The sequence below is a fragment of the Epibacterium sp. ABZ3_068 genome (genome assembly GCF_056159265.1).
In genome coordinates this window covers 2126633-2139455 of sequence record NZ_JBSWUV010000001.1, presented here as the reverse complement: position 1 = coordinate 2139455, position 12823 = coordinate 2126633, and the positions used below count along the sequence as shown (strand labels likewise).

Below are 12823 nucleotides of genomic sequence, written 5' to 3'. Positions count from 1 at the left end.
GTTCTCACCGCATAGGCGGAGTGTGCTTCAAGGTCAACATCTTACGGATCAGAGCTTAACCACTTCTTTGCGCCAGGTCGGTTCTCGGCGAAAAAGCGCGGAAATCACCGTCAAAAAGAGAGCAAGCAAGGCCCAGGGCAGATCTCCCGTTCGCGCATACAGCGTCGCGGGCAATGGTGCAGGCAAAACCGCATCCACATAACCCGCCTGCCCCAATGGTATCATCGCGCCTGGAATGATCTGGCCAAAGGGGTCGATCATAGCTGACACCCCCGTATTCGCCACACGCACCATGGGCAAACCCTGCTCTGCGGCCCGCATTTGCGCCTGAACAAGATGTTGTTGCGGACCCGAATAGGTTCCAAACCACGCATCATTGGTAATCAAGGCAAGAAAATCCGGGCGATCCGCGACTGTTGGCACCTCATGAGGGAAAACCCCCTCGTAGCAGATCAATGGAAGGAAGCGCCCGACCGGAGAGGTCAAAACAGTCTGTTCTGCACCCGCAGTGTAGCCAGACCCCGCCCGAACAGCGAGCCCCGAGATGCCAAAGCGGGCCACAAGATCCGGGAACGGCATATATTCACCAAATGGCACCAGATGAACCTTATCGTAGGTCGCAGTTGGAATGCCCTCGCGGTTCAGCATGGCAGCTGAATTGAAGTACTGCCCACCCTCTTCGCGTTGGATACCCAACAATATTGGCACACCATTTGCGGATTCGGAGATGGTCTGAAGCGTGTCCTCAGCATAGTTCAGCAACTGCGGCACAGCGGTTTCGGGCCAGACAATCATATCAGGTTTGGGCTCAAGCGCTGAATAGCTGACCTGACGGCGCACAAAATCCCAGCGCTTGTCCGGATCCCATTTTTCATCCTGTGGTGCATTTGGTTGAACCAGTCGCACAATGTGTTCTGTTTGAAGAACGCTGTCTTCAGTAGGCAAAGGCGGGAGCACCGTCGCCCCAGCGGCAACGGCCAAAACTGCGGGGAGCGCGGCCCAATACTGTCGCTGGCCCAACAATGCCAACGGCACAAAAACACTGAGACTGATCATCGCAACCCCATGAGGGCCAACCCAGGGCAACAAACGAAACGTGATATCGCCGACACCAAGCTGGGCAAGTGCCGCCCACGGAAACCCGGTCAACGCATAAGCTCGCACGAATTCGGCCAGGGACCAGAGGCCAATGAGTGCCAGAATGCGCCAGTGCCCCCTGGCCAGCCTCGGTGCGATGGCAAAAGCCGCGCCCCAAAACAGTGCAAGGCCAGCCGCCAATAGAACCAAAGCAAAAGGAGCCATCCACCCGTATGTGGCGGCATCCACCTGAAACGGTTCGACAATCCAGGACAGCCCCGTTGCAAAATAGCCAAGGCCGAAGAACCAGCCAAGCCAGCCCGTTCGCTGGCTCGCGGTTTCACGCAAAAACAGCAGCGCAATTGCGATCAACGCCAAGGGTCCGGCAAACAGCCAATTCTGCGGTGCAAGCCCCTGGGCCATGAATGCACCACAGGCACAAGCAAGGGCAAATGGGCCGAAGCGCCTTAACACGCGGGCTTACTCCGCAGCGGCCTGCGGCAGGCGCACGCGCAGACGTTTGATCCGGCGAGGGTCGGCATCCATGACCTCAAACTCCATGCCTTCGGGGTGGCGGATCACTTCGCCACGCGCAGGGACGCGGCCGGACAGCACAAAGACCAGCCCGCCCAAAGTGTCGATCTCTTCCTCGTCCACATCCTCATGTGCGGTCAGTGATCGCCCCAACTCCGTCTCAAATTCGGGCAACGGTGTGCGGGCCTGTGCCACATAACAACCGGGCTTTTCGAGAAACCATGTCTGCAGCTCATTGGCGTCATGTTCGTCTTCGATTTCTCCGACCACCTGTTCAATCAGATCTTCGATTGTAACCAGCCCATCCACACCGCCATATTCATCAATGACCAAGGCCATGTGGCGACGTTCGGCCTGCATCTTGGTCAGAAGCACCCCGATTGGCATCGAAGGCGGAACAAACAATAACGGGCGCAACATCTGGCTCAGGTCAAAATCACCCGACTCGCCATTAAATCCATGGGTGAGCGCAAAATCCTTGAGGTGAGCCATACCAATTGGCGTATCCAGCGTACCTTCATAGACAGGGATTCGCGTAAAACCACTGTCACGAAAGACCTGAACCAATTCGTCTTTAGAAATTCCAACAGGAACCGACACGATCTCGGCTGTGGGCGTCGCGACATCTTCGACACGCAAACGTCGAAGGTTCATCATGCCGTGGGGTTGGGGCACAACGGGCGCGTAACCGTTTACCTCAGCTGATACGGGCTTGTCACTGGACAGGTTTCCAAAAAATCGGCTTAAAAATCCGGCCTTTGCGCTTTGCTCTGGCCTCATCCCGTCATCGGTTTCGTTCTGCAGCGCGCGTTGCGCTGCGTTAGAACTGCCTTCTATGTCGCCCATCTATCCTATCCGTTCAGGCCCCACCATGGGGTCGTCGTTAACATCATATGGGTTGGGGATACCCAGTTTGCCAAGTATCTCAACCTCAATAGTTTCCATCAAAGTGGCATCTTCGTCACGGATGTGATCATAGCCCAAAAGATGCAAAATTCCGTGAATGACCAGATGTCGCACATGATCAGCCATAGGCTTGCCTGCTTCTGCGGCCTCACGTGCACAAGTTTCAAAGGCAATCGCAATGTCACCAAGAGCAATCTCACCGGTAAAATCCGGTTCTGGCAACGCAGGCACCCCGCCTGGTTCATCAGCTGCCAAGTCTTCGGATGGCCAGCTCAGAACATTTGTGGGTGTCGGCTTGTCGCGAAACTCCTGATTGAGCTCTGCGATGCGATCATCCGCACAAGCTAGGATTACCAACTCGCATTCATCAAAATCCAACGCCATATGCGACAATGTTGCCTTGACCGCCTCAGTTGCAAGCGCCTCCAGCTCAAGCGCATGCCAGCGGTCGTCTTCGAATTCGATATCCAACATAATCAGCCTCTTGACGCGCGCAGTGACGGCGCAGGGTTATCCCTGCGCTTCGTCGGCCTCATAGGCTTCAATGATCGCGGCCACAAGCGGATGGCGCACAACATCTCGCGACGTGAAATAGCTAAAGCTGACTTTGGGTATCGACGTCAGAAGACGTTCCGCGTCCGCAAGCCCGGATTTCACCCCACGGGGCAAGTCGACCTGGCTACGGTCGCCAGTAATGACCATGCGAGAGCCTTCACCTAGGCGGGTCAGGAACATTTTCATCTGCATAGTCGTCGCGTTCTGCGCTTCATCCAAAACCACAAAAGCATTGGACAGCGTCCGCCCTCTCATAAAGGCCAGCGGCGCAATCTCGATCCGTTTTTCCTCGATCAACTTGGCAAGCTGTTTACCAGGAAGGAAATCATTCAGAGCATCATAAAGGGGCTGCATATAGGGATCGACCTTATCCTTCATGTCGCCAGGCAAATAACCGAGCTTTTCGCCTGCTTCGACAGCAGGACGGCTGAGGATAATCCGGTCCACATGGCCGGTGATAAACATCGACACACCTACGGCAACCGCCAGATATGTCTTACCTGTTCCGGCAGGGCCGATACCAAATGCAAGCTCATGCTCAAACAAGGACTGAACATAGGCTTTTTGAGCGTCAGTACGCGGTTCCACCAGCTTTTTGCGGGTCTTTATCTCGACCTTTCCACCGCGGAACATTTCCAGCTGGTCGCCAGTTTCAGGTTCTTCATCCGGCCTGGTGTCCATCCGCAACTCGCGATCCACATCGGCAACTTCGACGCTACGCCCGGTTTCAAGCCGGTCATAAAGCGCGGTCAACACGGCAGCCGCCTGCTCACGCATGGCTGGATCACCCATGACCGAAAGCTGGTTGCCTCGTCGGATGATTTGCACACCTAATTTTTGTTCGATTTCAGCCAGGTGTCGATCGTATTCACCACAAAGGTCGATCAACAAACGATTGTCAGGGAATTCCAGCAGCACTTCATGAATTGCGGTCTGGTCTTCTGCAGGGTTCGGGGCACCAAAGGCCAAGCGGCTCTCCTGTTTCCGGCGTTACAAGTTAAGTTTGCATCCGTCGCCCGCCGCGCGCAAGCACCCATCAGAAGATTTCATGGAATTGAAACAAATAGGCCGCCCTAAAAGGCGGCCAAATAAGCACTTTTTTGCTTGTAGATCAGAGGCTGTCCGCGATTGGAGACCCTTTCTTGAAAGGTCCGGTTGCCACATTGCGCGGCAACTCACTGTTGCAGACGGGCTTTCCGTCAGGCGTGCGGCGCAAATCCGCATACCCTTCGACACCATCGTCGATAATCCAGTGTTCACAGCCATTTGGATCAACCCAGATCCCTGCAGTCAGCTGAGATAGATCCTTGTTATCAGTACCACGGTCGATACCTTTGTTTGGCCCAACAACACCATGCCCCGAGGAACAGGCGGCGGTGACACCTGCAACTGCGACAAGGGCGATTACTTTGGTAACTTTCATACTCTCTCTCCCTTAGCGCAGGCAGTAAATTTCGACGCGACGGTTTTCCGCCATGTTTGCAGCACTTGTGTTCGGCTTGCGCGGGTCACGTTCACCGTAGGCACGAATATCAAACAGGCGTGCACCAACAGAACGGGCGACCTGCGCAACCGCATTTGCACGGCGTTGAGACAGGGCGATGTTATACTCGTCTGACGCACGGCTATCGGTATGCCCAGCCACAACAAAACCACGGAAACCACTCTTTTTGGAATTGAAGAAGTCTTCCAGACGCTTGCGGCCCGCAGCATTGATGTAATGCTTGTCTGTGGCAAAGAACTGATCAGTGGGCATCATGCCACAGAGTTCGCCTCGACGACAGACCGGCTTGCCATCCGGTGTAACATGCGGCGTCATAAACCCTTCGGCACCGTCATCCATCACCCAATGCTCACACCCGTCGGGATCCACCCAGATGGTAGGAATATAACGTTCGCCGATAATCGTCCGTGTCTGCGCCGCCGCAGCTGACACCCCAAGAGCCAGAGCGAGCGTTCCCGCTGCAACCACAGCACCCAATGTTTTTGCTTTTTCAATCCACACGACCCGAAATCCTTCGCTCCGTTACCCTCACCTGAATCACAGTGCTCAAAGCCCCAGACCCACTTACGCGCCACCATAGCTGCTTTCGTTGCGTCAAGCGTGGCACAATTCAAGTATTTTCAATGAAGTTAAATCAGAATTGAGAACACTAAAACATTTTTACCCAAATTGTTGCGACCACCGATGCAATTGGGACTCACTTTGAGGGTAAAATAACAAAAACCGCCGCGATTGCGGCGGTTTCGATACGAGACATCCAAAGCAGGATCAGTCAATCAACTCGCCAGCCAGAGAGTTGGCACCTGATGAGACAATCCTTACACGTGCAAGGTCGCCGATTTCACGATTGCAATCGGCAACGTGTACGGCATGCAGATAGTCTGACTTGCCAACCATTTGCCCCGGCAGGCGTCCCACTTTTTCAAACAGCACACCAACTTCGCGACCAACCATACTGTCCTGTACTTCCCGCTGCTGCCTGTTCAGCAGAGCTTGCAGGCGTTGCAGACGGTCATCTGCCTCCGCCGGATCAACTTGTGGCCGCTCTGCGGCCGGCGTTCCAGGACGTGTCGAGTACTTAAAGGAATAGGCTGTGCCGTATTTCACTTGTTCAATCAGATCGAGGGTCGCCTGGAAATCCTCTTCTGTTTCCTCCGGGAAACCTACGATAAAGTCGCCAGAAATCAGAATGTCAGGCCTTGCGGCACGGATTCGCTCGATCAGCTTGATATAGCTTTCGGCCGTATGACTGCGGTTCATCCGTTTCAAGATCTTGTCCGACCCCGCCTGAACCGGCAGGTGCAAATAGGGCATCAGTTTTTTGCAGGAGCCATGCGCCTCGATCAGATCATCCTGCATGTCGTTCGGGTGGCTGGTGGTAAAACGGATGCGCTCAAGACCGTCAACTTTGTCGAGCTCCCAGATCAGCTGCGCCAGCGTCCAATCGGCGCCGTTAGGACCCTCTCCGTGATAAGCGTTGACGTTCTGGCCCAAAAGGGTGATCTCACGCACCCCACGTTCAACCAGATCGCGCGCTTCGGTCAGAATACGGTCCACCGGGCGTGAGACTTCAGCGCCACGGGTATAAGGCACAACGCAGAAGGCGCAGAATTTATCGCACCCTTCCTGAACGGTCAGAAAGGCCGTTGGGCCGCGCTTTGCCTTGGGCCGGCTTTTCAGTTTTTCGAACTTGTCTTCCTCGGGCATATCGGTGTCGAGCACCTTCTGCCCTTTTCCGGCCTTTGCTTCCATCTCTGGCAAGCGGTGATAGCTTTGGGGTCCAACCACCAGATCCACCAACGGCTGACGCCGCATGATTTCCTCACCCTCGGCTTGGGCGACGCAGCCAGCCACGCCAATTTTCAGATCCGGCTTCTCCGCCTTCAGCCCCTTAAAGCGCCCCAATTCCGAATAGACTTTCTCGGCCGCTTTTTCCCGGATGTGGCACGTATTCAGCAAGATCATATCCGCATCTTCCGGGCTCTTCGTCTCGACATAGCCCTGACCGCCCAGCGCTTCAGCCATGCGTTCACTGTCGTAGACATTCATCTGACAGCCATAGGTCTTGATAAACAGCTTCTTTGGGTCGCTCATCGCGGTCTGCCTTCCAAACGGGGTGAGATCAGCGGCGGCACATAGCGCGAAACCGTGCCGCTTGCAATGGAGGCGCAATTACCTGATTTTGTCCCAAAAGACCAGAATGGCTTTATGGACCGGGCACAATGACAGGCACCATGTATCTCTCGTTTGACGATTTTCTTTCACAGGCACCCCAATTGGGCAAAGGACCGATCGCACTGATCTTTGTCGAGGACAATGTAGAGATCCCAACCACCTTGCGACACCACTTGGATTGCGGCTTCAAACATGTGGTTGCTTTAATCCCCGATGCTTTTGACATCCCGCATGATGTGGCGAGCAAGGTCCACCGCGTGCCGTTTGATTGCAGCCCTGCGGAAGCCGTGAGAAACGCGATCAACGCCGTCATCTCAAAGGTGCCCGCAACGTGTTGGCTCTATTACTGCTACAATGCCGAGTTTCTGTTTTACCCGTTCTGCGAAACCCGAGGTATTGGAGAAATGCTGGCATTTCACGCTGAAGAACGCCGCGATGCCATGCTGACTTACGTCATCGACCTATATGCGGGCGATTTGCTGGCCTCTCCCACTGCGGTTTCTTTGGAGCATGCGCATCTGGACAAGTCTGGCTATTACGCACAGTCCCGCAACGACCCCCAAACGGGACAGCCGCGCGAAAGGCAACTTGATTTCTTTGGAGGTGTCCGTTGGCGCTTCGAAGAGCATATCCCCGAAGCAAGCCGCAAAATTGACCGCATCGCCCTGTTTAAAGCAAAGGCAGGGCTGGAGATAAAAGACGATCACACGTTCAATGACCAAGAATACAATACCTTTGCCTGCCCTTGGCATCACAATCTGACAGCGGCCATCTGTTCGTTCCGCACAGCCAAAGCGTTAAAACGCAACCCGGGTTCAAGTTTTGCGATTGACAGTTTTCGCTGGCATAACTCAACGCCCTTTGAATGGCATTCCCGCCAGCTGTTGGACTTGGGGCTTATGGAACCGGGGCAGTGGTTTTGACAGAGCACCTGACCGAAGCCCTTTTGTTGCTGGTTCTTATTTTGAGCGTTCCGTCGATTTGGTGGGGCGTTCCAATCTGGAAACACATCAAAGCGCGAAGGGCAGGACTGCCAATCCCCTTTTGGCTGCCCATTTTCTATCAAGTATCTGCAGTAGTTACCTTATTTGGATTCTTTGTCGGCGGTTTTTCCGGAATATCAATAGTATTCTTTCCACCCATACTGCCCATCTTTGCTGTCACAACTGTAATAAGCGAACCGAAACTGAGCTACATTCTGGCTCTACTGGGCGCTTTTGGGGCCTGTAGTACGGCGGCTGTATTGATGGCTCTCCACAATACAGCTTTGACCTTCCACCCAAAGGCGGCCTCTTGGATGGCTGCACTAGCAGCCCTTTTGGGCATTCTGCTGGCGTTTACCTTCACGGATTTAAGGCTGTCCCATGGCATGCGCCAAAGTGCAGAACGACAGCACCTTGAGATAACGCATCACAGCTCATTGTTCCATTCCCTGCGCCATGTTGGCCAACCATTCCGTCCAAACCATGCCTCGGCAAAGGACGACTGCTGGGTTTACTACTGGAGCTATGCGGAGCGAAAATTCTATCGATATATTAAGATTTCAAACGCGCCGGAATGTTCCGGACAGCGAATCAAACCTTCCGCAAGCGGATCACAACGTCCACTGATGCAATCTCAAACCCTTCGGGGGCTTTGGGAAGTTGCTTGATCACCAATTCGTCGGAGGGTGCATCAGACAGGGTTGCGACATCTTCCAGATAGAAATGCGGGTGATCGTGGGTATTCGTATCGAAATAGCTTTTGGAACCATCCACCGTGATTTCCTGTAAAACACCTGCCTTACAGAACGCACGCAAAGTGTTATAAACAGTCGCCAAAGAGACGGCCGCACCACGAGTTTTGGCCGATTCAAACAGGCTTTCAGCCGTTACGTGACGATGCTTGCCGTCTCCGACAAGCAGTTCAGCTAAGGCAACACGCTGCCGGGTTGGACGCAAACCTGCTGTCACCAGCCAGTCGGTCGCCTTTTCCACGCTATTGGGCGTCATGTCGGTTCTTGGCTCCTATTGCTGATCGTATATATAAGGGCACCCTCTCCCAAAGTTCAAATGAAATTCACTCGCAACTGCGTCTAATTCACGCTCGGATCGCTGCCTCTGCCCTTGCAGGACTGGTTCTGCCGATGTTACAGGAGGCCAGATATGTGTGATGTACCAGGCAGGAGACGCGCCAGCATGGCCGAATACCCCAACAGCTTCGACAAGGAAGATCTGCTGAAATGTGCCCGTGGCGAACTTTTCGGCCCCGGCAATGCGCAGCTTCCTGCACCGCCGATGTTGATGATGGACCGCATCACTGACATCAGCGGCGACGGCGGGGCCCATGGCAAAGGTCACGTGATCGCGGAATTCGACATCACTCCAGACCTGTGGTTCTTTGACTGCCATTTCCCCGGCAACCCGATCATGCCGGGATGTCTTGGGCTGGACGGTCTGTGGCAGCTGACAGGCTTCAACCTCGGCTGGCGTGGCTGGCAAGGTCGCGGCTATGCGCTGGGTGTCGGCGAAGTCAAACTGACCGGCATGGTCCGCCCGGACCGCAAGATGCTGACCTTTAAAATCGATTTCACCAAAGCCATCCAAACCCGCCGCCTGACCATGGGCGTGGCCGACGGTATCGTCGAAGCTGATGGCGAAGTGATCTATCAAGTCAAAGACATGAAAGTGGCACTCAGCGAGAGCTGAGACCATCTAGCTGACTTAGGATTTAAGGAAATAGCCTCCGGTCGTTCGGGGGCTATTTCTTTTGGCCAGTCTAATACCGGGCACACATACAGGCTAAACACGCCACCTCCAGTCCATCCACTTCAAATTGTACCAACTCTGTCTGAAAACTTGAAAATCAGCAGCAAGAGGCTAACCCTACTCCCAAAGCGCTTTGGAAGCAGGGATTATCATGAAATATAGGAAGTTAGGTAGATCAAACGTTACAGTAAGCCGACTGACATTGGGTACAATGACTTTTGGACCGCGCACGACTGAAGCGGAGGCGCATCGCATCTTAGACCAAGCCGTGGACATGGGGATCAACTTAATTGATACATCCAACGACTACGGCAACCCCGCCTGGGGGCAGACAGAAGAAATAATTGGGCGTTGGATCGCGAAATCACCTGCCAACCGTGACAAAATCGTCCTAGCAACTAAAGTATTTCAAGAAAAGCCGGAACCACGTAACTTAAACGAAGAGGCAGGACTATCTGCCTACAAAATTCGTAAACAAGTTGAAGAGTCGTTACGGCGGTTGCAAACCGACCATATTGACCTCTACCAATTGCACCATGTAGACCGCCGCATCTCAGGTGAAGAACTTTGGGGAACACTGTCCCGACTGAAAGACACCGGAAAAATCACCTATACGGGGACCAGCAATTATTGTGGTTGGGCACTAGCCAAACACCAGATGGAAGGCCTCGCTCAGGGTGATTTGGGTTTTGTATCCGAGCAATCCATGTACAGCCTAATTTGCCGTTATCCGGAACTGGATGTTATCCCCGGAGCCGAAGCTTTTGGCATAGGTATTTTGGCATATATGTCTCTGGCGGGAGGACTTCTGGCAGGAGGAGACCGTCAGATTGTCGGCAGCCGGGCACAGGCGGTGATGGAATGGTACGGACTAGACGAAAGCACCTTTGGGCCCCGATTGCATGCCTTTTCGGATTTGTGCCAACAGCTTGGAGTAAGTGGCAACACCCTAGCCATCGCCTGGACTTTGGCGAACCCCGCCGTAACAAGCGCCATTGTCGGGATACGTACACCTGCACAGTTTGACGGGCTGGACGCCGCTGTGAGTTTACAGTTGTCTCAAGAAACACTTGCGGAATTGGATCAAATATTCCCCATCCATAGCGGTAAACCGTTGCGCAATGCGCCCTCGCCTGAGGCATACGCTTGGTGAGGGAACAACTTTCGCTACCGGAAAGAGGCAATTAGCCATATGAGCAAATGAGCTTTACCATGCAGCTCACCTTGCACCTCCCTGTCGCAATGAATAGTAAGGTTTTAGCAGAAAAGGGAGAGCACGTATGCGTCGTGTCGTCGTCACCGGTTTGGGGATCGTATCCTCGATCGGGAACAATGCAGAGGAAGTTCTGGCCTCTTTGAAGGCCGGTAAATCCGGTATCGAAGCCAGCCCTGAAATGGCCGAACATGGTTTCCGCAGCCAGATTGCCGGCACCATCAACCTTGATGTCAAAGAGCTGGTGGACAAACGGACCCTGCGTTTCATGGGGCCTGGCGCGGCTTATGCATATATCGCGATGTCTCAGGCAATTGCGGATGCTGGTCTCGATGAAGATCAGGTTGTGAATGAACGCACCGGTTTGGTCGCGGGTTCCGGTGGGCCTTCGACCTCCGCCATGTTGACCGCTCATCAGACCGTGCTCAAAAGCGGCGCAACCAAACGTATCGGACCGTTTGCAGTTCCCAAATGCATGTCCTCGACGATCTCTGCGAACCTTGCAACGGCGTTCAAGATCAAGGGCATCAACTACTCGATTACATCTGCCTGCTCGACCTCTCTTCACTGCATCGGCAATGCGGCCGAACAGATCATGATGGGCAAACAGGATGTCATGTTTGCAGGCGGCGGCGAAGAACTGGACTGGACCCTGTCTTGCCTCTTTGACGCGATGGGTGCGATGTCGTCCAAAAAGAATGACGACCCGACCAAAGCCTCCCGTGCGTTTGACCAGGACCGGGATGGTTTTGTGATTTCCGGCGGTGGCGGGATGGTCGTTCTGGAAGATCTGGACCACGCCCTTGCGCGCGGTGCAAAGATCTATGCCGAGGTCACCGGTTTTGCCGCAACTTCGGACGGGCACGATATGGTTGCCCCGTCAGGTGAGGGCGGAGAGCGCGCCATGCGCCTTGCACTGCAGACGCTCCCTGAAGGTCGCAAAGTTGATTACATCAACGCCCACGGCACATCCACTCCGGTGGGCGACGTTGGCGAAGTGGAAGCCGTGCGCCGCGTATTTGGCGAAGGGAATGTTCCACCGATCTCCTCGACCAAGTCGATGACCGGTCACGCGCAGGGGGCTGCAGGCGCTCTGGAGGCCATTTTCTGCCTTCTGATGCTGGAACATGATTTCATAACCCCTTCGATCAATGTCGAAACCCTCGCCGAAGGCATTCTGCCGGGCGAAGTTGCGACAGATCTCGTCGAAAACGCTGGCATTGATTCCGTGATGACCAACAGCTTTGGCTTTGGCGGCACCAATGGATCGATGGTCCTCAGCAAATACAAAGGATAACTTCCATGACCGGAGTACTTGAGGGCAAACGCGGCCTCGTCATGGGCGTGGCCAATGACCGTTCGATTGCCTGGGGCATTGCCAAGGCAATGCACGCCGCCGGGGCTGAACTGGCATTCACCTATCAGGGTGAAGCCTTTGGCAACCGCCTAAAACCGCTAGCCGAAAGCGTCGGCAGCGACTTTATGGTGGATGTGGACGTCACCGACGACGCCTCCCTGGACGCGGCTTTTGAACAACTGTCCACGCGCTGGCCATCCATTGACTTTGTCGTGCATGCCATTGCTTATTCTGACAAGTCAGAACTGACTGGACGCTTCCTGGATACCAGCCGCGCGAATTTCAAAAACTCGATGGATATCTCGGCCTACTCCTTCATCGAAGTTGCCCGCCGCGCTTATCCGTTGATGAAGGACAGCGGTGGCACGCTTTTGACGCTGACATACCTTGGCTCGAACCGCGTTGTACCCAATTACAATGTCATGGGCGTGGCCAAAGCGGCGCTGGAATCTGCCACCCGCTATCTGGCAAACGATCTGGGCCCTGAAGGCATCCGGGTGAATGCAATTTCACCAGGTCCGATGAAGACATTGGCCGGTGCGGCCATCGGTGGCGCGCGTAAAACTTTCAAACACACGGATCAGAACGCACCATTGCGGTCGAACGCCACGCTCGATGCGGTAGGTGGCACGGCTGTTTACCTGGCGTCTGACGCGGGCGCTTGCACAACGGGTGAGATTGTGCGTGTTGACGGTGGCTTCCATGTGCTGGGCATGCCCCAACCGGACCACCTCTAAGCAGAAGTCCAAGACACC

The 12823-nt window shown here is 54.4% G+C and carries 13 protein-coding genes; 5 read left to right on the top strand and 8 right to left on the bottom strand.

Annotated features, from left to right (window positions below; genetic code table 11):
• Positions 1 to 48 precede the first annotated feature (48 nt).
• The 7 genes from lnt to miaB form a co-directional block, all read right to left on the bottom strand.
• Positions 49 to 1500 carry an apolipoprotein N-acyltransferase gene (gene lnt / locus ACXAEW_RS10345; RefSeq protein ID WP_474941242.1) on the bottom strand — a complete coding sequence of 484 codons (1452 nt, stop codon included), beginning with the start codon at positions 1498 to 1500 and terminating at the stop codon, positions 49 to 51.
• A 57-nt stretch (positions 1501 to 1557) separates the two neighbouring features.
• Positions 1558 to 2457 (bottom strand): hemolysin family protein, encoded by a 900-nt coding sequence (locus ACXAEW_RS10340; RefSeq protein ID WP_474941241.1) that lies wholly within the window; start codon positions 2455 to 2457, stop codon positions 1558 to 1560.
• A complete protein-coding gene (gene ybeY / locus ACXAEW_RS10335) occupies positions 2458 to 2994 on the bottom strand; it encodes an rRNA maturation RNase YbeY (protein ID WP_474943025.1) in 537 nt (178 codons plus the stop codon).
• A 33-nt stretch (positions 2995 to 3027) separates the two neighbouring features.
• On the bottom strand, positions 3028 to 4041 hold the full coding sequence (locus tag ACXAEW_RS10330) for a PhoH family protein (protein ID WP_474941240.1): 1014 nt from the start codon (positions 4039 to 4041) through the stop codon (positions 3028 to 3030).
• A 142-nt stretch (positions 4042 to 4183) separates the two neighbouring features.
• A complete protein-coding gene (locus ACXAEW_RS10325; protein ID WP_474941239.1) occupies positions 4184 to 4495 on the bottom strand; it encodes a hypothetical protein in 312 nt (103 codons plus the stop codon).
• Between the two features lie 12 nt (positions 4496 to 4507).
• Positions 4508 to 5077, bottom strand: coding sequence for an OmpA family protein (locus ACXAEW_RS10320; RefSeq protein WP_474941238.1), 570 nt, complete (start codon positions 5075 to 5077; stop codon positions 4508 to 4510).
• A 267-nt stretch (positions 5078 to 5344) separates the two neighbouring features.
• On the bottom strand, positions 5345 to 6670 hold the full coding sequence (gene miaB, locus ACXAEW_RS10315) for a tRNA (N6-isopentenyl adenosine(37)-C2)-methylthiotransferase MiaB (protein ID WP_474941237.1): 1326 nt from the start codon (positions 6668 to 6670) through the stop codon (positions 5345 to 5347).
• Positions 6671 to 6798: 128 nt separating this feature from the next.
• Between miaB and ACXAEW_RS10310 the strand changes: the two genes are divergently transcribed.
• Complete coding sequence (locus ACXAEW_RS10310) at positions 6799 to 7674, top strand: glycosyltransferase family 2 protein (protein ID WP_474941236.1); 876 nt, start codon at positions 6799 to 6801, stop codon at positions 7672 to 7674.
• 651 nt (positions 7675 to 8325) lie between these two features.
• On the opposite strand, the gene irrA is transcribed toward ACXAEW_RS10310, so the two are convergent.
• Positions 8326 to 8742, bottom strand: coding sequence for an iron response transcriptional regulator IrrA (irrA, locus tag ACXAEW_RS10305; RefSeq protein ID WP_474941235.1), 417 nt, complete (start codon positions 8740 to 8742; stop codon positions 8326 to 8328).
• A 186-nt stretch (positions 8743 to 8928) separates the two neighbouring features.
• Between irrA and fabA the strand changes: the two genes are divergently transcribed.
• From fabA to ACXAEW_RS10285, 4 genes are all read left to right on the top strand, one after another.
• Positions 8929 to 9438: a bifunctional 3-hydroxydecanoyl-ACP dehydratase/trans-2-decenoyl-ACP isomerase gene (fabA, locus tag ACXAEW_RS10300; protein WP_474941234.1), complete on the top strand. Its 510-nt coding sequence runs from the start codon at positions 8929 to 8931 to the stop codon at positions 9436 to 9438.
• Between the two features lie 211 nt (positions 9439 to 9649).
• Positions 9650 to 10651 carry an aldo/keto reductase gene (locus ACXAEW_RS10295; RefSeq protein WP_474941233.1) on the top strand — a complete coding sequence of 334 codons (1002 nt, stop codon included), beginning with the start codon at positions 9650 to 9652 and terminating at the stop codon, positions 10649 to 10651.
• Between the two features lie 127 nt (positions 10652 to 10778).
• A complete protein-coding gene (fabB, locus tag ACXAEW_RS10290) occupies positions 10779 to 12008 on the top strand; it encodes a beta-ketoacyl-ACP synthase I (protein WP_474941232.1) in 1230 nt (409 codons plus the stop codon).
• A 5-nt stretch (positions 12009 to 12013) separates the two neighbouring features.
• A complete protein-coding gene (locus ACXAEW_RS10285; protein ID WP_474941231.1) occupies positions 12014 to 12805 on the top strand; it encodes an enoyl-ACP reductase FabI in 792 nt (263 codons plus the stop codon).
• The last annotated feature ends 18 nt before the right edge of the window (positions 12806 to 12823 follow it).